25 protein-coding genes and 1 other RNA gene are annotated in these 26,410 nt (G+C 46.1%); 7 read left to right on the forward strand and 19 right to left on the reverse strand.

The window, feature by feature from the left end; all coding sequences use genetic code 11:
* Nucleotides 1–132 precede the first annotated feature (132 nt).
* Nucleotides 133–1,416: an LCP family protein gene (locus QOR82_RS05920; RefSeq protein ID WP_283583857.1), complete on the reverse strand. Its 1,284-nt coding sequence runs from the start codon at nt 1,414–1,416 to the stop codon at nt 133–135.
* A gap of 93 nt (nt 1,417–1,509) precedes the next feature.
* The gene (locus QOR82_RS05925) at nt 1,510–1,827 is read right to left on the reverse strand and encodes an acetyl-CoA carboxylase (RefSeq protein WP_283583858.1); all 318 of its coding nucleotides are present in this window, start codon (nt 1,825–1,827) and stop codon (nt 1,510–1,512) included.
* 172 nt (nt 1,828–1,999) lie between these two features.
* Here QOR82_RS05925 and QOR82_RS05930 point away from each other — a divergent pair, with 172 nt between their 5' ends.
* Nucleotides 2,000–2,740, forward strand: a complete 741-nt coding sequence (locus QOR82_RS05930; protein WP_283583859.1) for a matrixin family metalloprotease — start codon at nt 2,000–2,002, stop codon at nt 2,738–2,740.
* A gap of 51 nt (nt 2,741–2,791) precedes the next feature.
* Here QOR82_RS05930 and QOR82_RS05935 read toward each other — a convergent pair whose 3' ends face one another.
* The 13 genes from QOR82_RS05935 to QOR82_RS05995 form a co-directional block, all read right to left on the reverse strand.
* Nucleotides 2,792–3,706 carry a DMT family transporter gene (locus tag QOR82_RS05935; RefSeq protein ID WP_283583860.1) on the reverse strand — a complete coding sequence of 305 codons (915 nt, stop codon included), beginning with the start codon at nt 3,704–3,706 and terminating at the stop codon, nt 2,792–2,794.
* A 22-nt stretch (nt 3,707–3,728) separates the two neighbouring features.
* On the reverse strand, nt 3,729–3,944 hold the full coding sequence (locus tag QOR82_RS05940; protein ID WP_283583861.1) for a hypothetical protein: 216 nt from the start codon (nt 3,942–3,944) through the stop codon (nt 3,729–3,731).
* A 110-nt stretch (nt 3,945–4,054) separates the two neighbouring features.
* Nucleotides 4,055–5,416 (reverse strand): glucose-6-phosphate isomerase, encoded by a 1,362-nt coding sequence (locus QOR82_RS05945; protein WP_283583862.1) that lies wholly within the window; start codon nt 5,414–5,416, stop codon nt 4,055–4,057.
* A gap of 170 nt (nt 5,417–5,586) precedes the next feature.
* Complete coding sequence (gene manA, locus QOR82_RS05950) at nt 5,587–6,558, reverse strand: mannose-6-phosphate isomerase, class I (protein WP_283583863.1); 972 nt, start codon at nt 6,556–6,558, stop codon at nt 5,587–5,589.
* A 37-nt stretch (nt 6,559–6,595) separates the two neighbouring features.
* Nucleotides 6,596–7,312, reverse strand: a complete 717-nt coding sequence (locus QOR82_RS05955) for a GntR family transcriptional regulator (RefSeq protein ID WP_283583864.1) — start codon at nt 7,310–7,312, stop codon at nt 6,596–6,598.
* Between the two features lie 6 nt (nt 7,313–7,318).
* Nucleotides 7,319–8,275, reverse strand: coding sequence for an ROK family protein (locus tag QOR82_RS05960; protein WP_283583865.1), 957 nt, complete (start codon nt 8,273–8,275; stop codon nt 7,319–7,321).
* A 166-nt stretch (nt 8,276–8,441) separates the two neighbouring features.
* Entirely contained in the window at nt 8,442–9,905 is a 1,464-nt protein-coding gene (locus tag QOR82_RS05965) for a PTS sugar transporter subunit IIC (protein WP_283583866.1), read from the reverse strand.
* Nucleotides 9,905–11,269, reverse strand: coding sequence for a glycoside hydrolase family 1 protein (locus QOR82_RS05970; RefSeq protein WP_283583880.1), 1,365 nt, complete (start codon nt 11,267–11,269; stop codon nt 9,905–9,907). The genes QOR82_RS05965 and QOR82_RS05970 overlap by 1 nt, the downstream gene beginning before the upstream one ends.
* 187 nt (nt 11,270–11,456) lie before the next feature.
* Nucleotides 11,457–13,118: an FAD-dependent oxidoreductase gene (locus QOR82_RS05975; protein WP_283583867.1), complete on the reverse strand. Its 1,662-nt coding sequence runs from the start codon at nt 13,116–13,118 to the stop codon at nt 11,457–11,459.
* Nucleotides 13,119–13,204: 86 nt separating this feature from the next.
* Nucleotides 13,205–13,768: a peroxiredoxin gene (locus QOR82_RS05980; protein WP_283583868.1), complete on the reverse strand. Its 564-nt coding sequence runs from the start codon at nt 13,766–13,768 to the stop codon at nt 13,205–13,207.
* Nucleotides 13,769–13,908: 140 nt separating this feature from the next.
* Nucleotides 13,909–14,769, reverse strand: coding sequence for a GRP family sugar transporter (locus QOR82_RS05985; RefSeq protein ID WP_283583869.1), 861 nt, complete (start codon nt 14,767–14,769; stop codon nt 13,909–13,911).
* A gap of 81 nt (nt 14,770–14,850) precedes the next feature.
* Nucleotides 14,851–16,353 carry a sensor histidine kinase gene (locus tag QOR82_RS05990; protein WP_283583870.1) on the reverse strand — a complete coding sequence of 501 codons (1,503 nt, stop codon included), beginning with the start codon at nt 16,351–16,353 and terminating at the stop codon, nt 14,851–14,853.
* Complete coding sequence (locus QOR82_RS05995) at nt 16,350–17,072, reverse strand: response regulator transcription factor (RefSeq protein ID WP_283583871.1); 723 nt, start codon at nt 17,070–17,072, stop codon at nt 16,350–16,352. Before QOR82_RS05995 ends, QOR82_RS05990 begins: the two co-directional genes overlap by 4 nt.
* A gap of 125 nt (nt 17,073–17,197) precedes the next feature.
* Here QOR82_RS05995 and ssrA point away from each other — a divergent pair.
* Nucleotides 17,198–17,569, forward strand: a transfer-messenger RNA (tmRNA) gene (ssrA, locus tag QOR82_RS06000).
* Nucleotides 17,524–17,655 carry a hypothetical protein gene (locus QOR82_RS06005; RefSeq protein WP_283583872.1) on the forward strand — a complete coding sequence of 44 codons (132 nt, stop codon included), beginning with the start codon at nt 17,524–17,526 and terminating at the stop codon, nt 17,653–17,655. The genes ssrA and QOR82_RS06005 overlap by 46 nt, the downstream gene beginning before the upstream one ends.
* Nucleotides 17,656–18,408: 753 nt before the next feature.
* Here QOR82_RS06005 and QOR82_RS06010 read toward each other — a convergent pair.
* The 4 genes from QOR82_RS06010 to ppsA form a co-directional block, all read right to left on the reverse strand.
* Nucleotides 18,409–19,296, reverse strand: coding sequence for an IS3 family transposase (locus QOR82_RS06010; protein ID WP_326521489.1), 888 nt, complete (start codon nt 19,294–19,296; stop codon nt 18,409–18,411).
* Nucleotides 19,254–19,790, reverse strand: coding sequence for a helix-turn-helix domain-containing protein (locus QOR82_RS06015; RefSeq protein WP_283583873.1), 537 nt, complete (start codon nt 19,788–19,790; stop codon nt 19,254–19,256). Before QOR82_RS06015 ends, QOR82_RS06010 begins: the two co-directional genes overlap by 43 nt.
* Before the next feature lie 251 nt (nt 19,791–20,041).
* A complete protein-coding gene (locus tag QOR82_RS06020) occupies nt 20,042–20,563 on the reverse strand; it encodes a folate family ECF transporter S component (RefSeq protein WP_283583874.1) in 522 nt (173 codons plus the stop codon).
* Between the two features lie 106 nt (nt 20,564–20,669).
* Nucleotides 20,670–23,066, reverse strand: coding sequence for a phosphoenolpyruvate synthase (ppsA, locus tag QOR82_RS06025; RefSeq protein WP_283583875.1), 2,397 nt, complete (start codon nt 23,064–23,066; stop codon nt 20,670–20,672).
* Between the two features lie 312 nt (nt 23,067–23,378).
* Between ppsA and QOR82_RS06030 the strand changes: the two genes are divergently transcribed.
* The 4 genes from QOR82_RS06030 (at nt 23,379) to QOR82_RS06045 (ending at nt 26,296) form a co-directional block, all read left to right on the forward strand.
* Complete coding sequence (locus QOR82_RS06030) at nt 23,379–24,539, forward strand: hypothetical protein (protein ID WP_283583876.1); 1,161 nt, start codon at nt 23,379–23,381, stop codon at nt 24,537–24,539.
* Nucleotides 24,540–24,731: 192 nt separating this feature from the next.
* Nucleotides 24,732–25,394 (forward strand): sulfatase-like hydrolase/transferase, encoded by a 663-nt coding sequence (locus QOR82_RS06035; protein WP_283583877.1) that lies wholly within the window; start codon nt 24,732–24,734, stop codon nt 25,392–25,394.
* Nucleotides 25,395–25,411: 17 nt separating this feature from the next.
* Nucleotides 25,412–26,104, forward strand: coding sequence for a sulfatase-like hydrolase/transferase (locus QOR82_RS06040; RefSeq protein WP_283583878.1), 693 nt, complete (start codon nt 25,412–25,414; stop codon nt 26,102–26,104).
* Complete coding sequence (locus QOR82_RS06045; protein ID WP_283583879.1) at nt 26,105–26,296, forward strand: hypothetical protein; 192 nt, start codon at nt 26,105–26,107, stop codon at nt 26,294–26,296.
* The last annotated feature ends 114 nt before the right edge of the window (nt 26,297–26,410 follow it).

Raw genomic sequence — 26,410 nt, forward strand, 5'->3', positions numbered from 1 at the left:
TAGAAAAATATTAAACTATCAAACACCGTTTGAGATATTTTTTGAAGAACCGTTGCACTTAGTTTGACAATTCGTCAAAAAGACATGATCCCGGTTATTTTCCAGGATCATGTCTTTTAAACAATATTTATCTTAATATTGAACATTGATAGCACTGAGATCATCATTGCCACTATCAGCAGAAGAACTGCCAGAAGTTGAACTATGGTGGTGCCCGCCGCTACCAGGAACATTATATTCAGCCCCATTAGGTAATTCAAAGTCAGTATTAGTAACCCCGTTATACCCATGTTGCTTGTGGTACATCCATGTTTCGTAGTTATGAACCTTTTCGTAAGGCAGCCCTAACTGGTTCCGAACCAATTTCGATACCCGGTTGATCTCCTTTGGTGAAGCAATCTGGAACGAAACACCTTCGATGGTAGCATCCTTTCCTTGGAAATGATACTTGGAAACGTTGTTCATCGCCGCATGGTAGTTGGCGTATAAGATCGCAACATTGTCAATTGGGACATTTGTCTTAACCCCATCCTTTACCGCATCCAAGATCTTATTCACTGCAGATACGGAACCATTCTCCTTAAATTTGGTAATGACGTCCGACATAATTTGCTGTTGACGCCGCTGCCGGCCGTAGTCATTATTCGGGTCGCTATAACGCATCCGCGAGTATTTCAATGCTAGTTCACCATTCAAGTGTTGCTGACCCTTCTTAAAGTGATGCCCTTCGTAGGTAAAGGCAAAGGGGTTGTTAACATCAACCCCGCCGACCGCATTGACCACTTTCTTTAAAACCCCCATGTTAATCACGGCGTAGTAATTAACGGGAACGTTCAGTAGCTCGGAAACCTGCTTGCAAGTCTGTTTGGGACCGCCAATAGAGTAAGCCGCGTTGATTTTAACGTAGTCAGCTCCCTCCTTGGTGTTCACGCGAACGAGGGTGTCACGCGGGATACTGGTCATCGAAATGCGTTGTTTCTTCGGGTTAATTGTCATCAATTCCAACGTGTCGGTGTTACCACCCTTATTACCCCGGTTCAACGCCCCAACATCGGTCCCCATCAAAAGGACCGAAATCGGTTCGCCCCGTTTCAGCTTGGGGTTGATTTTGCCGCTCTTAGCACCAAAAATTCCCTTTGCCGTACTATGAATCCGGTGGTATTCAACTCCACCAGCTCCGAGAATAACAAGAATAATTAAGAGGATAAAGGCCTTCAGCCATCCGCCAGTTCGGTGAGGGTGCCAGTTGTTACCCCCATTATTACCGTTGTTATTGCTGCCGTTACCACCATCGTTTGTGGTTTGACTTGGTTGAGCTATCGGCTGATCGTCGTAGCTCTCGGTCTGGTTGACTTGCTGGTCAATATCTTGTTGAATCCGCTCGCGATATTGTTCTCGCGTTTCATGTTTAACCATGTATACAACCCTCATTGTCTATAGATTTGTAAAATAATCAGCTCCCTATAAGGTAGCAAAATGAACCGCAATAGTCAATTTTATGTCGGTTATTTAACTTTTCTGTAATAGATTTCGCTGAATAATCGGAAAATTGCGCAACAAGATTGAGAAACCGATGCGATTTTGAACATTTATCAACACCTGTTTTAGATAATGTAATTCATAGTGCTGAACCACGTGAAGCGGCACTGAACGACATCGCTCGCCTCGATAGTGCCACTCCAGAAAAAAATTGTACTGCTGATTATATTGATCATTAACGACCAGCAAACGATACCAGACGTGCTGATGATGCTCAAAATTTTGGAAAGCCCGCTCGCTAATGATTGCTGCTTCTTTTTTGGCAAGAGAGGATTGTCCCATCATCATTGCAACCACCCCGCCAGTATTATATCATGTTTATAGAACGTCTGTTCGTAAAAGGCGTGCCATTAGTGGCAGTTAAATTTCTGGACTGCTGTCGTTTCGATGATTAAGATAATAACAAGCAGAATTCTAAAGGAGGTCGATCATTATCAGACATCGATCTTTTCTTCATTTTTTGATCTACCTGGCGATCTTTGGCGGCTTTATTTACGGCTACCAAAATTCTCCCCGTTTCCAAAACAATGTCAATAACACTGCCACAGTCTTGATGGCTCAACTCAATCAACTCCGCGGCCGGTTGGGATTAGGAAATACAAACAACACCAATCCCAACCAGCAAAGCCAGCCAGCAAGTCAGCAGAGCACCAAGCAAAGCAAAAGCAAAGTTGGTGTCAGCGGACGTTGGCCAAAACGCAGCGCCACTATTTACGTCAACATCGATAACCAGACTCTCTACCAGGCAGCAGAAACTGCTATCAAAAGGTGGAACGAAACTGGTGCCTTTACTTTTAAAGAAACTAATGATAAAAACAAGGCCGATATCTACTTCCACACAAATAATGATCCAACTAACGGCAGTGCAGGCCTGACAACCGTCGAAAGCAACGCGATGACGGGTTACTTTGTTCACGCTGACGTCACGATCAATGCCGGCTATCTGCTCAACCCCGAATACGGTTACGGAACTGATCGGATTGTTAACACCGCCGAACACGAACTTGGCCACGCAATTGGCCTCAAACATACAAATGACATTTCCGTTATGCAACCTGCCGGTTCAATGTACTCAATTCAGCAAGAGGACATCGACCACGTCAACCAACTGTATAACCAAAAAGCAAGCGGCAGCGGCAGCCAAACCGTTTCTGAGCCGCCGGTGAACAGCAACAATGGATCCAATAATCCTCAACAATAGAATAAAGCGCTGACCCTGCGTGAAGATGATTCACAGGATCAGCGCTTTATTTTAGTGCTTCTTTATTTGTTTCTTTTGAGGAATGAAGCTCAACGAAAGAACAGCGATAATAACCATTATGCTCCCTATCCAGTCCGTCAGTTGCAATTGGAGATGAAATAAAATCACCGAACCGATCGTCGCCGCTAAAGGCTCAAAGGCGTCCAAAAAGCCAGCAGTTGATGCCGAAACGTAACGCAAGGCGCTGCTAAAGAGCTGGAAAGGCAAGATCGTCCCAAAGACCACAACAAAGGCCACCAGCCACCACGCCATCGATGACTGAGGATGCACCGAGAAATCCGGGTGAATGACCACCAAAAAAAGCCCGGCAATCAGCATCCCCCATCCTGTCACAACGACTGATGACAAGTTCCGACGAATCAAGTGGGCCGGCGCTAAAACAGAGGTAGCATCACCCAGCGCGGAGCAGAGCCCCCAAAATAAAACCGCCTCGGAAATCGCCAACTGATTGAAATGTCCCCGGGTGGCCAGGAGCACAACCCCGAAGAAAGCCACAAGGGCGCTGATGATTTGGAATCGTTCCAATGGCTGGTGGGCAAACAAAGCCTGGTAGATCAAAATAAAAAACGGCCCAATAAACTGCAAAATCGTCGCAATCGATGCATTACCCAGTTGCACCGCCTCGAAGTAGCAGAATTGGACGGGGACGATTCCGAGGACGGCATACAAAATCAAGATGCTGGGGGCTTTGGGTTCCCGCCAAATTGCCAGCGGCCGTTGTTTGATGATAGCAGAAAAAGCCAATAGAACCATTCCCGTGCAGATCATTCGCACTTGAGATAGCCAGATTGCGTTGATTGAGGAATCAAGATTAAACAAAGCCTTGGCAGCTAATCCCGAAATGCCCCAGAAGGTACATGAAATCATTCCGATGATTGTCCAGAGGACCGTCTTTCGTCGTTGCATCATTTACCCCCTTGTTGTGACTCTAGTTACGATGAATCCTAAGCGTCAAATTCAGCCACGTACCGACCATCACTAAGGTGTAGAGGCCACAAAAAGCCGTCACGTACTGAAGAAATGGTAAGACTTTCAAGAATTGCAAGATGGCCATCACAATTGTGATCACAGCGCCAATAATAACTTGTCGCATGATTTTCTTGGCTTCACGCCGTAAAATTTGTTCTTCTGATTGATTGTTCATAACAAATCCCGTTTCCTTTGCTATTTGTGCCACCCATTTTAACACAAAGTCTGCCCTAACAAAAAAGCGGCGCCTACTGACGTCGCTTTTCTTGTTAAATCTGTTAGCAATTAGTCTTCGTTTTCCTTCATGGACTTGCGAAGTGCATCACCGATCTTTTCGTAGCCTGGCTTGCCCAGCAGACCAAACATGTTAACCTTGTAAGCTTCAACACCTGGTTGGTTGAATGGGTTAACACCGTTCAGGTAACCAGAGATTGCGATTGCTACTTCAAAGAAGTAGATTGCGTAACCCAGGGTGTGAGCAGTTTCGTCTGGCAAGTGAATTGACATTACCGGAACTCCACCGTCGTTGTGAGCAGCCACAACGGCTTGGTAAGCCTTGGTGTTAGCAAAGTCCATCGTCTTGCCTTCGAGGTAGCCTAAACCGTCAAGGTTATCATCTTCAGCTGGGATTTCAACATCGTAGTTTGGCTTGTCCAGCTTCAGAACCGTTTCAATCAAATTACGACGGCCTTCTTGGATGTATTGACCGAACGAGTGCAGGTCAGTGGTAAAGTTAGCACTAGCTGGGAAGATTCCCTTGTTGTCCTTACCACCAGATTCACCAACTAATTGCTTCCACCATTCAGCGAAGTTCTTGAGGTTTGGTTCATAGTTTTCAATCAGTTCAGTAGTGTAACCCTTACGGTAAAGGATGTTGCGGTAAGCAGCATACTGGTAAGCAGGGTTCGAGTTCAGGTCAGTGTTGTCCAGTTCCTTTTCGGCATCAGCAGCACCAGCCATCAATTGGTCGATGTCCCCGCCAGAAACTGCGATTGGTAACAGACCAACTGGCGTCAGGACTGAGTAACGGCCACCGATGTTGTCAGGAATAACGAAGGTTTCGTAACCATTAGCGTCGGCTTCCTTCTTCAGGGCACCACGAGCCTTGTCAGTAGTAGCGTAAATCCGCTTGTTAGCTTCTTCCAGGCCGTACTTGTCAATCAGCTTCTTCTTGAATACACGGAAGGCAATTGATGGTTCAGTCGTCGTCCCGGACTTCGAAATGATGTTGATTGAGAAGTCGCGGTCGCCCAGCAACTGCAGCAAGTCGTGAACGTAAGTTGAGCTGATGGAGTTACCAGCAAAGACTACCAGTGGAGCCTTGCGGTCTTCAGCCTTTTGTGCTTCATAGAAAGTGTTGTGGAGGTAGTCAACAGCCATCCGTGCACCCAAGTATGAACCACCAATCCCGATAACAACGAGGACTTCGGAGTCAGACTGAATCTTCTTAGCAGCCTTCTTGATCCGTGCGAATTCATCCTTGTCGTATTGGGTCGGCAAATGCAGCCAGCCAGTGAAGTCGTTGCCGGCACCAGTACCGTTACGCAAGTCCTTGTCTACTGCATTTACCATCGTTTGCATCTGATCCAGTTCGTGTTTGCCGACGAACCGCTTCAGAGCACTACTGTCTAATGAAACCTTAGCCATTAATTTCACTTTCCTTTCCAAAAACGGCATAGTAATTCAATACCGCACTTATCATATCTAAAACAGGCAACTTTTTCAACTGTGCGCAGGCGTTTGCACAGCCCTGTTCAGTGCGATATTGGCTTACTATGCCGTAATCAAAAATCTTATTTAATTAAAAATTCATTTGCTTAAATCCGACTGTGCGGCGTCGAAGCAATCAACATCATCTTTCCCTTCAGCGTCCATTCGTCAACATCATGTGGCATTAAGAAGTGAACTCCACGGTGCAATGGATAATCATGCCCGTCGATGGTCAGCGTCCCTTCACCCGTGATGACGCTGGCCAGCATATATGCCCGGTCGCCACGCTTAAGAGTCAATTCGTCATTGACGTCCCACTTGTAAACGGAGAAGAACTTCGACTTTGGCGGTTCAATAAAGGTCGTCACAGTGTTGTTACCGATTTTCTTGACCGAAGTGTTTAATTCCGGCATCTTAAACGGCACCGTCGTTACATCGATTGACTGCTTGATGTGCAGATCCCGCTTCTTACCGGTCTTCTTATCTACCCGGTCGTAGTCATACAAGCGGTAGGTCGTGTCGGAACTTTGCTGGGTTTCTAGAGCCTCAATCCCTTTATTCAAGGCGTGGATCGTCCCACTTGGCACGTAAACAAAGTCACCAGTCTTGACTGGCAGCTTGCCCAAAAGCTGGTCCCATTCATGGTTGTCAATCATGTCTTTCAGCTGTTCCCGGGTTTTAGCAGTGTGCCCATAGGTCAGGTAAGCACCTGGTTCAGCGTTGATGATGTACCAGCATTCGGTCTTCCCTAGATCGTGCTCGTGCTTCAGGGCGTATTCGTCGTCCGGGTGCACTTGAACGGAGAGGCTCGCTTCCGCATCCAAAATCTTCGTCAAAAGTGGGAAGACCTTGGAAGTCGGTTTGCCGAACAAGTCGGGATGCTGAACGTAGACGTCAGCCAGCTTCTGACCAGCAAATTGACCGTTCTCAATAAAGGACGGGCCGTGCAGATGACCGGAGATAGCCCAGCATTCGCCGATTTTTCCGTCTGGTAAGTCGTAGCCAAAGTCAGTCGCTAATTTGCGGCCACCCCAAATCTTTTCATGAAATACAGGTTTAAGAAAAAATGGTTCTGCCATAATGATAATTCTCCTCTTCTCTCAAGTTCTTTTGCAATTAGCTTTCGTTCAAATCTACAACGGTATAGCCACGGCTATTATACAAGTTGCGGCTCTTAGAATATTCGATGTTGCTTCCCGTCGTCAACCAGACCACCTGCTCGATTTCCAGCATCGGAGTGTCTTTTTTGGCACCTAGATACTGAATATCGTAATCGCTGGCTTTCGCAGCATGGATTTTCCGGTAGGCACCGCCAAATTGCAAATGCAATTTGTGATGGATGTACTGATAGATCGACTTGTGCAAAATTTCATTGGTCAAGTCCGGCACCAGGCGCACCGGCATAAAAGTATGCTCCAAAATAAAGGGCTTTTGATCCAGCAAACGCAATCGAATGATCTCGTAAACTGGCTCGTTTTTGGCAATTCCTAAATTCTTGGCAACGTGTTCGTCAGGAAAAGAAACCTCAAACTTGATCACTTTGCTAGCTACGTGCTGTGCGCCAGAATCATGATATAAACCGTTAAAGGCATTAGCTGGTGCATCGTGTGCACTGACCAGTGCCGAAACATCACGAACATAAGTCCCCAAACCAGACTTTTTGTAAACCATGCCAGCACGCGCTAAGTGATCGAGGGCATTCTTCACCGTAATTTTACTGACGTTAAATTCTTTAGCTAGCTCAATTTGGTTAGGAATCAGCTTTTTAGGCGGATAAGTCCCATCTTCAATCCGCTTGCGGATTTTTTCTGCAACGTATTGGTACTTCTTCATAACAACTCATCTGACTTCCGGTATTTGATTTAGTTCATCCCCCGATAAGCCACGCATCTGATAATAATTAACTAACGCCCCCAGTAAATTGCCATCAGCATGAAATTGGCTTACGGCAAGCTTTGGTCGGAGCAAGTTAAACTTAACCCCGCTAAGCTTTAATTCGTTGGCCGTGATTTTCTCGCGAATCTTTTTTTCAGCCGCTTCGAGTAAGGGCAGCAAGTGCGGATTGCGAGAAACGCCACCGCCAAGAACAATTCTATCAGGGTCAAAGCTATATTGTAAATTATAGATTACGGATGCGAGATTGCCGATCAAAAGATTAACCGCCGCTTGGGCATCTGCTTCACCGGCAGCAGCTAAATCAAAGACCGCCTTGCCACTATATTCTCGTCCTTTCTTAGCCGAAAAGGACTTAGCCATGGCGACTGGCGAGCACATATTGGACAGGGTCAAGCCATTGTCTGCCGGGTGTTGGGCCAGCATATACCCAAATTCACCACCTGACAAGTGGGCCCCATGCCAAATATGGTTATTAAAGATAACCGCTCCACCAATACCACTGCCGATTACTAATAGCAGCATACTGTTCCCAAAACGGCCGGCACCAAATTGACATTCCGCCAGACCTGCACAATTAGCATCGTTTTCAATTGTGACCGGAACGCCGAGCCCTTTTTCCAATTCTTGTTGAATCGGAAAATTGTGAATATATGGGATCGCGCTGGCACCACCGATAATGCCGGTGCTTTGATCCACCGCGCCGGGTGATGAGATTGCCACTCCCTCAACAGGCCCGGCGTCACTTTCAACCTGTTTTTTAGCATCAATCAGTACCTGGTAGTAGCCTTCCAAATTTTGCGGCGTCGTAACCGGCGTCATTTTCGTTAAGCGGCCGGCCTCCCACGAGCCCAATTTGATAGCTGTCCCACCAAGATCCACAACTAGTAGTCGCCTCATCATAACCGCTCCTCCTGTTTTGGCTAGTTCAAAGCCGTTAATCGCTTTGCGTTACACTCTGACGAGCAACAATAGGTCTCTAGCATTCGGCTTACCGAACGTTAGGGACCATTGTTTTATTACATTTTCAGCTATACTGCAGGCATCAGTTTCAAATCCTTTATATCAACTAGTCAGCAGCCTTTTCGTCACCTTTTTGCTGTTCGGCCAGCTTATCCTGTTCTTTCTTGTACAGGTAATTATCATAGCGTTTAGCAAACGGCCAGTACATCAAAGTTGAGATGACCAGTGTACAGAATTGCCAGATTGCCATCTTCCAACCACCGATCAAAAATCCAGAGATAACGGCTGGTGTCGTCCACGGTGCGGCCACCCCGTTCAGCGGCGGTACGATGTGGAAGTAGATTACAGCATAAGTCGAAACGGCGACAATCAATGGTGTCAGGAAGAATGGAATTGCCAAGAATGGGTTCATTACCATCGGCATCCCGAACAGGAATGGTTCATTGATGTTGAAAATCGCCGGAATCAATTCCGACTTCCCAATGGACTTCATCTGAGCAGAACGGGCTGCAACCAAGGTGAAGACAACCAAACCAATCGTAATCCCGGACCCAGTCAGGTTAATAAAGTTGTTGTAGAATTCGTTGGTGATAATGTGAGCACCATTAGCCAAGGTTAACTTGCCGGCGTGATAAAGGGCAGCGTTGGCAGCAGTGTTTGGAATCAGGAAAGCACCCGCGATGGCACCAACAATCAAGCCACCATGGACTCCGAAGAACCAGAAGAAGGAAACCGCCAAACCGATGACGATCGCCCCGCCAAGTGAGTCTGAAATCCCCTGCATTGGCATTTCAAGCAACTTGTAAATCAACTGCAGCATATCGGTGTGCAGGAAAGTCTTGATCACCGCAAAGATTAACATCGATGCCAGCAAATCAACGGCCGCTGGAATCATTGCTGAGAATTGGTTTGCAACTGCAGCCGGAACCTGTTCCGGCAATGAAATCTTCCAACCATGACGTAGCATTGAAGAGTAGGACCAACCCACCAAAAGACCGATAATGATGGTGGCAACCATCCCCTGACCGCCAAGCCAGGTAATGTTGATACAGCCAGTCACTGGTGCCTTCATCAGGGTCTGCAAAGCATGCGGCAGCTTGTCGACGTTGGCGGTAACCACGGATGATTTCATCACAACTGTCCCAGCCGTGTTCTTCACACCTTGGGACATCGCCGTCTTAATCGGGTTATCAATCTGCAAAAACTGCAGCATCAGGAAAGAAGACAGAGCGGTTAAACCAGCCGGTAGCGGCTCAAAGCCTTCGTTTTGGACGTAAACATAAGCAATTCCGACAACCGCCCACATTGAAAGAATATTAAAGGTGGCATTGTAGGCCTGGCTAAAGAAAGCTGCCCAGCCAGAATCTGTCATTACTTTAGCGATGGCAGGAACCGGAATGTTTGAGAAAATCAGAAAGACCGACCCAATGATAATAAATGGCAAAGCATAAACCATCCCATTTTGCAGGGCTTTGATTGCCTTGGTATTAACAAATTTCATTACAGGGGGCAAAATTTTGTTGTTAACAAATTGCCCAACCTTGCTCGTTGAACTTGTGTCTTCAGCCATTATAATTCATCTCCATTATCAGCAAACACTTGCTTAAACCAGTAATATGACTTCTTAGGAACCCGCTTCAGGTCGCGGAGATCATGATTTGTCCGATTAACGTAAACAGCACCATAACGCTTGTTAAAATCGGCATGCGAACTAGGAATATCGATCAATCCCCAGCCGAGATAGCCGATGACTTTGGCACCATCGATGAACATTGCGTCTTTCATCGCTTTGATGTGCTCCCGGTGATAAGCGATCCGTGCATCATCTTCGATCTGATGCTGGCCATCCCACTGCTCGTGAATCCCAATCCCGTTTTCGATCGGGAAGGTTGGCACCCCGTAGCGATTGTAAAGATGAGTGATGATCGTGCGAAAACCAGTCGGATCAATATTCCAACCCCACTCCGTATGCTTAACAAAACGGTTGGCTTCCATCCCGTAATTCAAGTAACGGTTAGGAGCAGCATCGGCAGGCACCTTATCCGCATTTAAAGTAGTTGATTGATAGTAGCTAAACGCCAAAAAATCAGCATGCATCTTGGCCAAGATTTCCGCGTCGCCGTCCTGATAGTCATAATTAATTTTATTATTGCTAATGTATGACTGCACCTCGTTACTGTAGTGACCATTAACAAAGGCTTCAGCCAGATTATCGTATTCGAATTCATTGACTTTTCGGGCAGCAGCGACATCGATTGGCTTCGAAGTCGCGGGATAAACCGGTGTGTACGCGATCATTCCCCCAAAATGAATGTCCGAAACTTTTTCGTGAGCGTACTCCTCAATCTCCGCATGGGCGAGCATGGTGTGATGGAAAATCGTATACATATCAGAAATCGTCTTGTCGCCCTTCTGATAGCCTGCAATGTTAAAGACTTCATCCTGGAAATACAGGTTATGTTCGTTAAAGGTGATCCAGTACTTCACCCGATCGCTAAAATGATCAACCATCTTCTTACCGAAACGGACAAAGGCATCCATCACATGACGCGACATAAAACCGTTATATTGTTCAGCAAGGTGCAACGGCATGTCGAAATGATATAGACAGATCATCGGTGTGATCCCCCGCTTAATCATCGCGTTAACCAAGTGATCGTAAAAAGCAATTCCCTTGTCATTAAAGTCGCCATCCCCTGTGGGGCAAACCCGCGACCAGGAAATCTGAATCCGGTACATATTCATATTCATGTCCTTCATCAAATCTAGGTCTTCGTCATAACGATGATATTCATCAATGGCAACGTGCCAATCCGTCGTCGTCGGGGTTGCAGGACGGACGTCATAAACTGACAATCCTTTTCCATCAATATTCCAGGCACCCTCAGTCTGCATACTGGAAACTGAATTCCCCCAGAAAAAACCGTTTGGCATCTTGCGTCCAGTCACGTTGCATTACCTCCTAGCAATTGTTCGAAAGCGCTTTCGACATCACTAATGTACACCTTCTTTTAGTAAAAGACAACTCTTTTCTTTTAAAAAGAATATGTTTTTTCTAAAGAGAGCATAAAAAAAGAGCTCGCGAATATTCGCGAGTTCTCGTCATCAAATCCGAATGCTTTTATTTTGTTGCTTTTTCACAGGCGTCCAACAATTGTTCCAAGCTCTGACTGCCAAAGATCACTGGGCCGCCATTAATCATCGTCGCCGGCACACTCATAATCTTTTTAGCCTTCCGCAGCTCGGGATAGTCAGCCAGGTCAATCATCGTCGCACTCACCTTAGGGTTCAAGGAAGCGATCCGCTGACAGGCAGCAACCACGTCGGGACAGAAATGACAAGTCAGCGATACCCCGATTTGAATATGCGTCTCCGGCAAGGCCTTGATCCGCTCAACCAGTGCCTGGGCAACTTGCTGGCCAGCACTGCCGACGTTGTAAATGCCAAGCACTAACGAACTCATCTCATGACCCGTTGGAATGCCGGCATAGTGCAAACCGGTGTCTTGACCGTCAACTAAGAGTCGCAGCTGTGGTAAATAATCGACCCCGTCGGTCTGGCCCTTGGTCACCTTCAGCTTGTCGCTGTGACTGGCTACTTCGTCGATGAAGCTTTCCAGCTCCTGACTCTTCTGAGAATCATTTTCGAGAAGTTGCAGGGTGACGTCCTTTGTTAAACGACCAAAGACAATCTTCAACTGTTTGACGATGTCGTCACTGAGCCAACTGCCTTCGTGTTTGGCTGCTGGCTGCTCTTCAGTCGCTACACTTGAAGTTTGTCCAACTGTTGTAGCTGGTTGCTTGTTGGCTTCGCGAATCGGGATCCCTAACCGCTGTTTCTGAGCAGTAACGTACTTTTCAGCAGCCGTCGCAGCAGTTGCGCCGTCAGCAGCAGCAGTGATGATTTGACGCAGTGGTTTGACCATCACATCGCCGGCAGCATAGACCCCTTTAATATTGGTAGCACAGTTTTCATCAGTCTTAATATAGCCACGGTCGTCCATCTCTACCAGGCCCTTCAGAGACTTGGTTGCTGGAACTGTCCCCACGTAGACGAAGACACCAAAGGTCTGGTCACCCTCATCGACGTGGTAAACGGTTTTTTCGCCGCTCTTGTTGTTCATCAATGTCGCGCTTTGAATGTAATCATCTCCGCTGACACTGACCAACTCGGTGTTGTACTTAACTGACACCTTCGGGTTATTGATGGCCCGCTCGGCAATCAGGGAAGGACAGTGGAAACGGTCCGCCCGCACCAACACCGTGACGTGCTTGCCAAACCGGGTCAAGTAGTCGGCCTCCTCAGCAGCGGCGTAACCCCCGCCGACAACAAAGATCTGCAGGCCACTGAAGAGTTCTCCGTCACAGGTCGAACAATAGGCTACTCCACGGCCCCGGAATTCATCTTCACCCTGGAAGCCGACCTTGCGCGGGTGGGCACCCGTAGCAATGATAACCGCCCGAGCTTGATAAACGTGCCCGCTTTTGGTAGTCAGCTTTTTAACATCGCCGGCAAAGTCAAATTTTACAACCTGCTCATGAGCGATCTCTACGCCAAAGTCAGCGACCTGCCGCTGCATCTTGTTCATCAGAGCAGTTCCGTCAACCTTTTCAACCGCTGGGTAGTTGTAAACAACCGAAGTAGTCGTTACCTGGCCGCCGACATTGTCGCCTTCTAAAATCACTGTATCAAGGGTAGCCCGGCCAGCATAAATCCCTGCCGAAAGCCCTGCTGGACCCGCACCGATAATCGCAACGTCATAAATGTGTTCTTTCTCTGCCATCATAATCCCTCCAGCTTAACTAAAACGAAGGCTGGAAAAAAGCAAGTTCTTTCCAGCCTCCAAACATTGACACATGATTTATTTAATTAAAGCTTACCGACAAGGTCCAGGTTCGGCTTGATTGTGTCGTCACCGGGCTTCCAGTTTGCTGGGCAAACCCGATCACCGTGTTCACGAACAAACTTTGCGGCCTGCAGGGTCCGAAGGATTTCATCGGCTGAACGGCCAACGCCCATGTTGTTGATGGTGTATGATTGTACCTTGCCATCCGGGTCGATGATGAAGACTGCCCGGTAGGCGTTCCCTGATTCTTCATCCAAAACATCAAACTGACGAGCTAACTTGCCGTTCCGGTCTGAAAGCATTGGGTACTTGATCTTGGCAATCTTTTCAGAAGCTTTTGCCCATGCCTGGTGTACGTATTCATCATCTTCGGAAACAGAGTAAACTTCCGCATCTGCATCCTTAAATTCCTTATAATTATCTTGTAATGCTTCTAGCTCAGTAGGGCAAACAAAAGTGAAGTCTTCTGGGTAGAAGAAGATAATGCTCCAGTGACCCAAGAGGTCTGCTTTCTTGACTTGCTTAATTTCACCGTCCTGGTATGCAGCTGTTTGAAAATCATCAATTTCGTGATCGATAAAGTTCATTAATATCCTCTCCTTATTTAGAATGATTATTAACTATACTTACAGTATAACAAAGATCTTTTGAAAAGCAAGCCGCTAATTAAAAAAATCCAGCTTAACAAGTCGGAACAAAGCCGGTTGCTAAACTGGACAGAAAATAATTAAGCAAAACTGGTCATAATAGAACCGATGATAATCAGAAAGATCCCAATGACCGTAAAACGCATTTCCAGACGCGTTTTTTCTTCATGAAGGATGAAGATCCCCCCAAGGGTACCGATAATAACATTTAACTGTGTGAAGACAAAGGCTTGAGTCACGCCAATTTGACGGGCTGCAAAAATATAAATTAAAGCAGCCAGGCCCCAGGAAAGGCCATTCCAAATGTTAGTATACTGAGCCTTTTGTTTAAAAGCGCCGAGTTGGTGCGTGGCCGCTTCATAAATAATCGCGCCTAGCAGAATTCCTAACATCTCTGGCAAAAAGACCCCGACTGAGTCGACGTGTCTGACCACTGGAATTTTCGGAAAAGCCGAATAGACCCAGTAGCCGACCGTTGTCACCAACAGAAAGAGGATGTCACTGATATGGATATGGTGACCACCAGACCGGTTCGTCACCGAAGTACACAATGCCCCGAAGACCACTAGAGCAAGAGCAACAAACCCGATCGTCAACTGTCGCGGAGTTCGCCACTCGTGAAAAGCCAACACCCCGATGATGGAATTGCCAATCAACTGAAAAGTCGTCGATAAGGGGACGGTGTTAGCAACTCCGATCCGCTGATAGGAAATAAAAGCACCAATCTGGCCAATGGTCCAGAGCGCACCACAAACCAATGCGAAGAGAAAGGGAATCAAGGCAACGTGAGGCCGGAAAATCAGAAACGAGACCAGGCCAATGATGCTGGCTCCGGCACCAATGCCGAAAATTTGGTTAGCGGCGGAACCACCGACTTTACCTGAAATAATTGGCACTAGGCCAAAGCCTAATGCTGGAATTAAGGCGATTAAATAGATCATCCAGGTGGCTTCCTTTCATTTTAAAAGTATCAAATAGACTCATCATACTCGCAAAAAGCAGATCTCACAAGGAAAGACCGCCTATTGATCTGACGTTGAAAGCTCAGCAGACCCCTGTGGAGCGTAATCGCGATCCGGGAAGAAGATCGTAAAAGTGCTCCCCTTTCCCGGCCGACTTTGCACGTCAATTTTACCGCCGTGCAATTTAACCAGCTGACGAACAATGGACAGGCCAATCCCCGATTCCCCGTACTGGGTGTTCATGCGGGAACGATCCGCCTTATAGAAGCGATCCCAAATCTGGTGGAGCTGATCTTGGTTCATTCCGATCCCCGTGTCGGCCACTTTAAATTCCGCTCCGTGGGCCAAGCGGCTCGCACTGATGGTAATTAAACCGTGCTCCGTAAATTGGATTGCGTTAGTGATGATATTAAACATCACCTGAACAAAGCGATCATAGTCCGCGTACACCACGACCATCTGTGGCGAATCAATCTGCAGCTTATCATCCTTAGCGGCAGCTTTTTTGTTGAGCTGTTCGCGAAGGTTTTTAAGCTCAGCCGTTGCGTCAAATTCTTTCCGGTTGAGCACGATCTGGTTGGTCCGGATCTTTTCTGCATCCAGTGTATTGTTCACCAGACGAATAAGCCGGGCCGTATCGTTTTGCATCAGCTTAATGCTGTGTGCCTTATCCTCTTCAGGAATTGCGTCATAGGCTAAACCTTCGAGGATGCCGTTAATCGTCGTCAGTGGTGTTCGCATTTCGTGAGCGGCGTCGGCCATGAAGCGTTCACGACGTTCCTCTTGTTTCTGGATCTCTTCTTGAGAGGCTTTCAATGAAGCGGCCATCTGGTTAAAATCACGACCAAGATCGTCAATTTCATCATTCGTCTTAACCGGCACATGGACGTCATAATCGCCCCGGGCAATACTGCGCGCCGCTTTCTGCATTTTAGTCAGGCGCCCCGTCAACTGACGCGATAAAAGGTAGCCGAGAAAGAAAGCACAGAGAAAGGCTAGTCCGGTCGACCACATAAAATTAATCAGCATTTGCCGCTTGCTGTCGTTAATTGTCGAAACAAAAGTTCCCGCTGCCACAACAGCAATCAAGCGGTGATTATCAAAATAGGGACGAATAATTTCCGTCATGGGCAAATTGCGGTGGACTCGACTTTGAATATCCCCATTGGCTTGCCGATTGACTTTTGGGTAATCGATTTTCCGGTGAATGGTTTTTCCCGCTTTTAATTGACGCCAGTCGTCCTTGCCGATGTGGGGACTAAATTCACTACTAGCGTAATACTTGTTCTTTTGTGGCTTGTAAATAGCAAAATGCACGTGCTGTTTTGCTAACAGATTAGCGTTGCTCATCAAAGACTGGGCCGCAAAACCTTCGAAGCTGCTTTTGCTGATATCATACTGAATAGAATCTTCTACTAAGCTGTCAGCATCAGTCGTTAACTGAGACCAAGTCTGCCGATAAAGCATGTTGGTCGTCGAGTGGGTGAAAGAAACTGCCAGGATCACCAGCAAGGTCAGCATAACAGCAAAGAAAGCGAGCATCTGCCGATAGAAAAATTTCATAGTTTGTCTGCTCCACTATCGTCAAATTTATAACCAACACCCCACACGGTTTGAATGACCTGCGGACCGGCTTTTTCGATCTTTTGCCGTAATTTCTTGATGTGAGCGTCTACGGTGCGTTCGTCCCCGTAGAATTCATAGTCCCAAACCATCTGCAATAACTGCTCCCGAGTAAAAACTTGGCGAGGCTTAGATGCCAAAGTCTTCAAAAGGTCAAACTCTTTCGGAGTCAGGTCCTTAATCTGACGACCGTTGAGAAAAGCTTCGCGGGTTTTGGAATTCAGCTTAAAGTGGTCAGTCACAACGTCAAACTCCTTATTAACCTGTGATGCTTGGTTGGTGGGTTGCGATAATTGAACTCGCCGGTGGAGCGCCTTCATGCGAGCAATTAAGGTCAACGGTGAGAATGGCTTGGTGACGTAATCATCGGCCCCCATTTCGAGACCGAGAACCTGATCAGATTGGGACGTGCGCGCCGTCAGCATTATCAAGGGGACCGTCGGCGATAACTTGCGAAGTTCGACCGCCACCTGCATCCCGTCAATCTTGGGCAGGTTCAAATCCAGTGTCACGATGTCCCAGTCGTTCGGGGCTTCCTTAAACTTTGCCAATGCTTCTTCCCCATCATAGGCGGATTCGGCATCCCATTTTTCCTTTTTAAAAAACATCCCCATCATCTCACAGACAGAATGATTATCTTCGATCATTAAAATTTTCATCGCTAGTCCCCCCTTTGTATAATTTATTATACTTTGTCAATTTGTCCCCATGTGAATCTTTTATGACGAAAGTGTGATTTCGTGCTTTTTGGTCTAGAAACTGCTATAATGATTTTACATTACTTGGGGGTGTTTTTTGGATTCGACAGGGTCAGTTTGAATCTCAACTGCGTTTAATGGTGGCGCATTTCAAAACGCTCAGTTTTCTAATTATAACTGCAAACAAAAATAATTACGCTTACGCAGTTGCTGCCTAACAAGTAGCACGCGTAGATCCGTCCGGGCTCGTCCATGGTGCGGTCACGGGTTTCATACGAAGTGGACTGACGCTAGTATTCCCGGCTAGAGTTTACTAGAAGAGATCATCCAGCTAGTTAGTCATGTGAGCCATGGATGACGGCGTTATGACTAATGAACTTTAAGTAGTTGTCCTACGAACGTAGAGGTTGGGATGGCAATGGCTTTGGACAGGGGTTCAACTCCCCTCACCTCCATTTTTCAGCATTTTGCTATTTTGCATGGCCGCCAGAACGTTGATATATCAGCGTTCTTGATTTTAGAAAAATCAGAAAAAAGCTATTAAAAACAGATTCTGCGGAAAAACTGCGGAAAAACAGAATGCTTGCCGGTGAGGATCAGGTCGCTATTTTAGCGGCCTTTTTCTTTTGCTCTGCGGAAAATTTGGGGGTATCAGTGTAAAGAATAGATATTTGGCACCACTCTTTTGCACTGTCGGAGGGGTATTAAACTTTTCTTTAATAGGGGGCGCGTTCTTCTTTTTAACCTCAGTGATTGGGTTAATATCAAAAAAGCGCCTACCTTTTGGCAAGCGCTGAAAAATTAAATACTAATTACCGAGACAGCTTTCGCATAATCTTTTTGATTAGACGTTTAATGTGCTTATTAGGCACAATCAAAATGATGAACACTGGGAAATAGTGCATTGGAAGTTACCTCCCATCTAGCACGATTTAGGGGTGATTAAGCCCTACCGAGTGCTCCTCACATTGTATCATGGTTCCAATAGGCTTTTATAGTCACAAATAGCTTTCGCGTGGTATAATAAATGTATCGAAATGATGAGTACTGGCCGGGTGCTATATGGTTTGAGCTGATCACTTGAACCGGCCGGCTTGTTAGAGAGCGCTTTAATAGGCGCTCTTTTTTATGCCTTGATACTAATAGCACACAGTTATCGTTACTTTTAACCACACTATTATCAACACTGATTACTTTACAGTTACCTTTACCGATTACTTTACGTTTATCTTTGCTGGATCTTTCAGCAGTTGTGATTTCTGAAGTGCCATAGAAAAGTTAGACATTTTAAAAAGTTTTAATTGGCGGATTGATTCCGATATTCAATCGGAGTCAATCCGTTTTTATTTAATGAGATTCGTTCGTAATTAAACCAATGGACATATTTGTGCACCACGTCTTGTAATTGTTTGATTGATGAGATTTGTAGTCGTTTTAAACATTCTCGTTTGAGCAAGTTGAAGAAACTTTCAATGGGAGCATTATCTAGACAATTTCCTTTACGGGACATACTTTGCTGAAAATGTGCTTTAGTTAAAGCATTTCGATAATAAGGTAATTGGTAATGCCATCCTTGGTCAGAATGCAAGATAGGTCGACCACCTGACGGTAGTCTTGTCTTTAATTCTGCTATGGTTTGTTTAATTAATACTTGGTTGGGACTAGCCGATACCTGAGCAGCCAAGACCTCGTTACTGGCCTCATCAATGACGGCTGAAATATATCCGAATTGATGGTTCGTTAATTTAAACTGCGTAATGTCAGTATGCAACACGTGGTAAGCACGATGCTCATTGAATTTTTGTTTTAGAATATTGGGCGCTACGCGTCCAACATTTCCACGATAGGAGGAATAGTGACTCTTCTTGCTATATATACTGACTTTGAGTCTCAAATGATTCATCAACTGGCGTACTGTCTCTGGACTAATTGAAAAGTTTGCTTTCATTAGTTGAATATGAATTCGCCGGTAACCGTAAGTTTCATGACTTTGATGAAAGATTTTCTTAATAGCTTTCTTAATTTGACGGCATTTATCAACTTTTTGGCTAGCTTTTAATCTTTCATAATACGTAGACCTTGGTATTTCAAAATAGCGTAATAGATCATTTAATGGATAATGTGCCCTAAGTTCATGAATCGCTAATGCTTGTCTTTTTCTTCTTGCTGTCTTAGGGCTTGTAATTTTTTTAAGATATCATTCTCCATCTTTGCATAAGCAAGCTGTGCTTTGAGATCCGTAATTTCTTGTTGATACTGCTCTTCTTTTGTTGGTGTTAGCAATGGCTGATTTTGCTTCTTCTTACGTTTATTCATGTTTTTTCTAGGTCGACCCTTTGGCTTTGGCCATAGGCCAACAATTCCTTCTTTTTGATATATACGATACCATGAATAAACTTGTGAATGGTTTAAATTAAAATGCGCGGCAACCTTATTAAAGCCTACATCATGAGTGCAATAATAGGTTATCACTTTCAGTTTAAAATTAATTGAGTAGTTTTGTTTAGTATGCTTTACCTTTAGAAATGCAAATCCATGACTTTTCGCTAATTCAGTCCATTCGCGAATAACTATTGGATCTGAAATACCATACTTCTTGCAGAGGATGTTATAAGAAGTGTTTCCCAATAAATATTCTTGAACCACTTTTATTTTGAATTGAGTTGAGTATTTTACCATAAAAAACCGCCCTAAAATTGTCAGATTTGTCTAACAATTTTAGAGCAGTTCACACGCTGACCACCTTAACAGGTGGTTTTTGTTATAAAAAATTCTATAATATTCGGTACTGATAAGTTTAAAGCTTATTGGTGCCGCTTTTTTTGATTGCAATACCATGAAACAAAAAGGCAACTGTCGTTATCCCCACAACGACAGTTGCCTTCCTCGAAAAGATATAATCCTCATGACTGATGAGATCAACTTTTTCACTATTTTTTGTGATAGCGTTCAATTAACTGGTTAACGACAGGAATCCGAAACATGATGCTGAGAAGAACAACGGCTACCACAAACATAATAATTTCCTGAGGCAGACGCGTCACCAAAAGCACTTTGTAAGAAATCCCGTACATAATATGCAACCAGCAGGAGTTCATCAAGTAGTAAAAACCAAAAAAGGTCAGAAAACTAGCCAAAACAATCCTTGGGAAAGTTACCTTCTGGCCAATACAATGGCCAAAAACCAGTCCAACACAAAAGTAAGTGAGTAAAAAGCCGGGAAAAAAGGCAAATTTGGGGAACAAAATCATGCCTAAGAAACCAGCTAGAGCTCCGCTAAGACCGGTCGCCAGGGGCGTAAAGAGCCGGGCCGTCAGCGCTACAACTACAAAGGTAAAGACAATCTTATGGGTATAAAACTGTAACGATAGCATATTGCCGAGAATTACCTGCAAGGCGGTCAACAATCCTAATAAAGCCAATTCTCGCACTCGGCTTTTTGAAGCATCCAAGTTAATCCCTCCTCAATGTCGTAGATCCATTATACACAAATTTGTTCCCAGATCAGCAAAAACGCCCCACCAATCCGGTGAGACGTTTTAATCATTAATTTTTAACCTACCACTCGTAGTTTTCTGGATCGTGTTGGCCCCGACCAGTGGCCTTGTCCAGCAAAATCCGCCGTTCAAACTGGGCAACGTTGCGCTTCGTCGTCTTCACCATATCCGGGTTGACTGAAATGCAGTCGATCCCGCTCTGAATCAAGAAACGTGAGAATTCAGGGTGAGTTGACGGCGCCTGACCGCAAATTGAGACTTTCTTGCCATCCTTGTGGGCTGCCCGAATCAAGTGCCGAATTGCCCGCTTAACCGCCAAATTACGTTCGTCAAAGAGCCGAGCGACAGTATCGTTATTCCGGTCACAACCCAGCAACAGCATCGTCAAGTCATTGCTCCCGATAGAGTAGCCATCAACGTACTGGTTGAACTTGTCAGCCAAGATGATGTTCGACGGAATTTCCGCCATCATCATGACCTTGAAGTCATCAGAACGATAAAGACCCTGGGAATTCATGATTTCAGTAATCCGCTTGGCTTCATCAACCGTCCGGACAAACGGAATCATGACATTAAGGTTCTTCAAACCAAATTCATTCCGGACCTTCAGGACCGCCTTCAATTCCAGCTTGAATCCTTCGATGTAATTCGGGTCGTAATACCGGGAAGCCCCACGCCAGCCCAGAAGATCGGCTGGTTCATGCGGTTCGTACTTGTCGCCGCCTTTGAGGTTCCGGTACTCACTAGACTTGAAGTCGGAGAAACGCAATGTAACGGGACGCGGCATCATTGCCCGGCAGACCTTGCTGATCCCGTCAGCCAGCATGTCGACAACCTTGTCGGGGCGACCGGTCTCAATCAAGTAAAGCGGGTGTTCATGAATGTAAGTGGTCCACAGGAATTCTTCCCGCATCAGACCGATCCCGTCGGCCGGCAGGTTCGCGTACTTCTCGGCCAAGTCTGGGTCACCCAGGTTCATCATAACTTGGGTGCCAGTTGGTTCAAAGTACTCTGGTGCAGCCAAAGTAGCTTTGACTTCGGCTTTCTTTTCTGGTTTCACGATGGAGGCAACATCACCACGATAAACAACCCCGTTCTTGGCGTCGACCGTTACTTCTTCGCCATTTTGGAACTGCTCCGTTGCCGCTTTGCCTAACGCTTCGGTCCCAACAATACATGGAATCTGCATTTCCCGGGAAACAATGGCAGCATGGCACGTCAACCCACCGTTGTTCGTCACAATTGCGGCAGCCTTCTTCATCGCTGGGACCCAGTCTGGTGACGTCCGCAGGGTAACCAGCACTTCACCCTTCTTAAATTCGTCGATGTCAGATGGATCATCAATAACGTGAACTTTCCCGGTTGCAAAGCCAGGACTGGCTGGCAAGCCCCGCACAACAACCTCGGCATCAGTTGCATTCTCCATCGTTGAATCATCCCCAGCTTTCTTCTTGTTCTTATTGCGACGGGACCAAACAGTTTCTGGACGGGCTTGAACCAGCCACAACTTGTTGGTCCGCTCGTCTAAGGCAAACTCCATGTCCATGTAGCAACCATAGTGTTTCTCAATTTCTTTGACATAACCGGCCAGCTCAAGAACCTGGTCATCAGTCAAAACGGCTTTATCCTGGAGCTCTTCTGGCACCTTGGCTTCATAAGTGCCACCATCTTCGTTGCGCAATAATTCAATTGGCTTGTGCACAATGTTCTTACGCACAATCTTCATTGTCTTCTTGTCTACCAAGAAGTGGTCTGGTGTGACCTTGCCCAAGACAATGTACTCGCCCAGGCCATAAATCGTATCGATAACGATCTTGGTATCATCCCCGTTGGCAACATTGACTGAGAACATAATCCCCGAAGCCTTGGAGAAGACCATCATCTGGACCGCTGCGGACAGGGCAACCTTATCAAATGGGAAGTTTTGCTTGTGCCGGTAGTAAGTTGCCCGGTCAGTGAAGAGTGAGGCATAACACTGTTGAACTCGGTTTACCACGTCTTTTGCACCGTGAATGTTAAGATAAGACTCCTGCTGGCCGGCAAAGGAAGCATCCGGCAAATCTTCAGCCGTCGCTGAGGAACGAATGGCAACAAAAGGATCATCCTGCTTCATCCGTTTAGCTAGATCAGCATAAGCCTGCTTAATGTCATTCTCCAGGTCCGCCGGCATCTTAGCATCAGTAATAATCCGACGAATTTCCGTACAAGTGGCATGCAATTCGTCGGCATCTTCGTAATCTTTGATTCCCTTCAACAGCTCACGTACTTGGTCATTCAAACCCGTCTCCGCCATGAAATAACGGTAAGCACGTGCCGTAGTTGCAAAACCGTATGGAACTGGCACGTCCATCTCGGAAGTCATTTCCCCCAGTGAAGACGACTTGCCACCGACAAGGTTGACATCTTTGCGGTGCAACTCATCAAACCACAACACGTTTGCTTTATCTTGATCGATCATAATGGATTCTCCTTCCTCAGCTCGCTTATTATTGTAAGCGATTTCAACCAACTTCTTTATTCTAAAATGATTTGAACCGTACCGTCAACCTCAGCAGATTCCAAAAACTGTGCAAACACTACGGCGGCGAGTGATAGCCTAACGATAAAAATTTTCAAGAATTCTCCGCAAAAAACAACAACTCATTAATTAAACCGCTTGTTCATTGATGAAGATTGTATGAAGTTATTGTGAGAATCTGGGGGCGCAAAAGTCACTTATGATATAATTGGAGAAGTTATGTCTAAAAAATAGAAAGGGAGTCGGCACCGCGTGAATAAAAAAGCAAAGGGAATCACCTGGCTTTTTGTGCTCTGGGCAGTCTTCAACATCATGTTCTGGCAGAGTCATTCCAGCTGGCAAAAGGTAAGCATCGACCAAAACGTCTTAAATAGCAAAGTCCAGATACTTCATGTCCTGACACTGCTGGGCATCGACCTGCTCTTTATATGGCTCGGCCGGTTAATCGGCCAGCAGAAGCCAACGTTAAAGCGACTGGTCGCGTTGCTACTTAAAAGCTGGCTAATTGTCCTAGGAAGCGGGCTGCTTTTGATGATCATCGGCATCTTCAACCAGCAATTCTGGCGTCAGCTCTTTTACCAAACACTATTGCCAATCGGTCAAAACACGGCACCGATGATGACTGGCCTTTTGTTGAGACTGGTATTGATTACTTTCAGCCAAGAATTATCCGCCAAAAGCATCCCTTGGCTTAAATTATTGCTGTGGTTAATGCTCTTCTTACCGACCATCAGCGGCCATGACTTATTCCACTGGGTCCGTGGTAGCAATCCCCTTCTATACAGCATTCTGATGCTTCTGGGTTCTTTTCCAAGCAAACAATCCCGACGCCGGCTCCTGACTACTGGCTTCATTTCTCTGTTTGTTGCCCTTATAGCAGTCGCGGTACTTCCCGTAACAGCGATGCTACTCAATGAAATTAACGGCACACAGCTGAGTCCAACGCGAATGACCCATGCTGGGAACGCCTTCCTAATCCTTACTGCGTGGTCGATTGTCAACCTAGTCTACCCTAAGTTCCAATTGCTAAGTTCAGCAAGCCTTTACCGAATTGGCGGCACCATTTACATTGCTCATTACCCACTGACGAGGACCCTCTTCCACCACCTTCTGTATCAGCTACCCGGCAGCAATCTTAGCCGCCTTGCTTTCAGTCTGGTATACGCGCTGGCAATCATTATCGTTGCTTGCCTTCTGGTCCAATGTTTCGCGATCTCCGGCCGACTGACGGGCCTTAACGACCGCATCAATCGCTGGCTAGCCAGTTTTGAATGGCAACAACCAGATCGTTGGCCGGACCACTTTAAACAGTACTTACTGAGTCACTGGAACCTCATCCTGGCGCTTTTCTTCAGTTATGGGTTGGCTGCCCTTTCGCTACTAGCGATGAACATCTCACGGGATACTCACTAGCATCACATCATCTATTCATTAACTGTTCGCAACCTGATGGTGCTTTTCAACACCCTCATCATCTTTGCTTGCTTTGAATTCCTGTGGGTCCTCACGCGGCGTTATTGGCTTGCTTTAGGAACGACTTCGGCAATCTTTTTAGCCTGGATCATCGCGAGTGCCCTTAAAATTTTGAGCCGTGGAGAGCCGATCATGCCATCCGAACTCAAAATGGTCTCCAACTGGTTTAATATCATTAAGATGAGCGGCAAGCTCACCGTCATCGCAGCAATTGCTCTCGTCATTTTCGCCATTACGATGATCGTCCTGCTTGAACACAATTTCCCACAGCATCGCCACATCAACAAATTCCAGCTGACTTTCTGGCTGTGCTGTTTCCCACTTATGATTTTTAGCAGTGCAGGTTGGCACCATGAACCATTGAGTACTTTTCTCTGGGGCATCGGCAACGATCCACAGTTCTACAAACAGCTATGGGGTGCTGAAGCCAACGGTTCCTTCGTGCAGCTGCTGAATAACATTGATATTCAAGTAATGAAGCAGCCCCGCGGTTATTCCCGTTCAACGATGATCAAATTGCGTCACCGTTACCAAACAGAGGCCGCAATCATCAATCGGCACCGACACAATAAGCTGGCTGATCAGACGTTGATTTTTAACCTCAGTGAGAGTTTTGCCAACCCTCGTCGTGTCCCCGGAGTTAAGTTAAAAACGAACCCCATCCCAACTATTAGCCGCCTGAAGCAAAAAAACACCGGCGGTCTGATGCTCAGCTCGGGCTATGGCGGCGGAACTGCTAATATGGAATATATGACCCTCACCGGTTTTCTACAGGAATCTTCGTTTCGACCCTGACGACACCGTTCACCCAATTGGTCGGCGGTCTGGCTAATAACCCATCCGTAGTCGGCTATTTCAACCATGCGACGGCCATCCACCCTTTCACTGGCACCTTCTATAACCGCGACACCGTCTACCGCAAATTTGGTTTCAATCGCTTCTACAGTCTTGATGGCCACTATCAAGTTAAACACAAACATTTCCTGGGAAATAATACCTATGTCGATGACCAATCTGCCTACGAAAACGTCCAAGATCAGCTCGGGCGTCGTCATCGCGGGCAATTCATCAATCTGGTAACAATGCAAAACCACTTGCCATATAACGGTCTTTATAAGAACAACAAACGTTTCTTGACCAGTGCTCCCGCGAGTGTCGACAAAGAGGGGCTGAAGAACTTTACTATCGGCATTAACTATACTGATAAGGCAGTCGCTAACTTTATTAAGAAAATCGACCAAATTCAACGGCCAATTACGGTTGTCTTCTATGGGGACCACTTGCCGGGACTATACGGTGACCTCCTGAACAGGCACTGGCTCCAGCTTCATAAGACCGACTACTTTATCTGCTCCAACCGTTATGCCCGTCAACATGGTGCTCAGCGGAAACTAACCCACAACACTGCTTATACAGCGCCCAATGATTTCTTGGCCCTGGCTGCTGAACAAACCAACTCGCGGGTCAATTGGTACCTAGCACTATTAACAGAGGTTCAACAGTAAATGCCAGTAAACTTGCTGAATGGACAAAATAATGCCAAGTCCACCAACCTCTTCGTTGGCCAAAACGGTAAACAAGTGAAGTTCAAGCAACTCAGTTCACGGCAAAAGAAGCTGTGGCACGATTACAAATTAGTCCAATATGATGTTACTGCTGGACATCACTACCTTATCCGTGGCGGTCAATTGAAATAATCCCTAGCACCCTTGCTCCCGAGCGAGGGTGTTTTTTTGTGACGAATTGTCAAACTAAGTGCAACGGTTCTTCAAAAAATATCTCAAACGGTGTTTGATAGTTTAATATTTTTC

Source organism: Limosilactobacillus difficilis (assembly GCF_947387495.1).
Classification (GTDB): Bacteria; Bacillota; Bacilli; order Lactobacillales; family Lactobacillaceae; genus Limosilactobacillus; species Limosilactobacillus difficilis.

Bases quoted from the DNA above. Each gene is read 5' to 3' on its own strand.
- QOR82_RS05990 (WP_283583870.1), bottom strand. From the start codon at position 16,353: ATGAAATTTTTCTATCGGCAGATGCTCGCTTTCTTTGCTGTTATGCTG.
- QOR82_RS05965 (WP_283583866.1), bottom strand. From the start codon at position 9,905: ATGGCTGAAGACACAAGTTCAACGAGCAAGGTTGGGCAATTTGTTAAC.
- QOR82_RS06005 (WP_283583872.1), top strand. From the start codon at position 17,524: ATGGCAATGGCTTTGGACAGGGGTTCAACTCCCCTCACCTCCATTTTT.
- QOR82_RS05925 (WP_283583858.1), bottom strand. From the start codon at position 1,827: ATGATGATGGGACAATCCTCTCTTGCCAAAAAAGAAGCAGCAATCATT.
- QOR82_RS05970 (WP_283583880.1), bottom strand. From the start codon at position 11,269: ATGCCAAACGGTTTTTTCTGGGGGAATTCAGTTTCCAGTATGCAGACT.
- QOR82_RS05940 (WP_283583861.1), bottom strand. From the start codon at position 3,944: ATGAACAATCAATCAGAAGAACAAATTTTACGGCGTGAAGCCAAGAAA.
- QOR82_RS05935 (WP_283583860.1), bottom strand. From the start codon at position 3,706: ATGCAACGACGAAAGACGGTCCTCTGGACAATCATCGGAATGATTTCA.
- QOR82_RS06015 (WP_283583873.1), bottom strand. From the start codon at position 19,790: ATGGTAAAATACTCAACTCAATTCAAAATAAAAGTGGTTCAAGAATAT.
- QOR82_RS06035 (WP_283583877.1), top strand. From the start codon at position 24,732: ATGCCATCCGAACTCAAAATGGTCTCCAACTGGTTTAATATCATTAAG.
- QOR82_RS05945 (WP_283583862.1), bottom strand. From the start codon at position 5,416: ATGGCTAAGGTTTCATTAGACAGTAGTGCTCTGAAGCGGTTCGTCGGC.
- QOR82_RS06045 (WP_283583879.1), top strand. From the start codon at position 26,105: ATGCCAGTAAACTTGCTGAATGGACAAAATAATGCCAAGTCCACCAAC.
- manA (WP_283583863.1), bottom strand. From the start codon at position 6,558: ATGGCAGAACCATTTTTTCTTAAACCTGTATTTCATGAAAAGATTTGG.
- QOR82_RS05960 (WP_283583865.1), bottom strand. From the start codon at position 8,275: ATGATGAGGCGACTACTAGTTGTGGATCTTGGTGGGACAGCTATCAAA.
- QOR82_RS05995 (WP_283583871.1), bottom strand. From the start codon at position 17,072: ATGAAAATTTTAATGATCGAAGATAATCATTCTGTCTGTGAGATGATG.
- QOR82_RS05980 (WP_283583868.1), bottom strand. From the start codon at position 13,768: ATGAACTTTATCGATCACGAAATTGATGATTTTCAAACAGCTGCATAC.
- QOR82_RS05920 (WP_283583857.1), bottom strand. From the start codon at position 1,416: ATGGTTAAACATGAAACGCGAGAACAATATCGCGAGCGGATTCAACAA.
- QOR82_RS05955 (WP_283583864.1), bottom strand. From the start codon at position 7,312: ATGAAGAAGTACCAATACGTTGCAGAAAAAATCCGCAAGCGGATTGAA.
- QOR82_RS05975 (WP_283583867.1), bottom strand. From the start codon at position 13,118: ATGGCAGAGAAAGAACACATTTATGACGTTGCGATTATCGGTGCGGGT.
- QOR82_RS05985 (WP_283583869.1), bottom strand. From the start codon at position 14,769: ATGATCTATTTAATCGCCTTAATTCCAGCATTAGGCTTTGGCCTAGTG.
- ppsA (WP_283583875.1), bottom strand. From the start codon at position 23,066: ATGATCGATCAAGATAAAGCAAACGTGTTGTGGTTTGATGAGTTGCAC.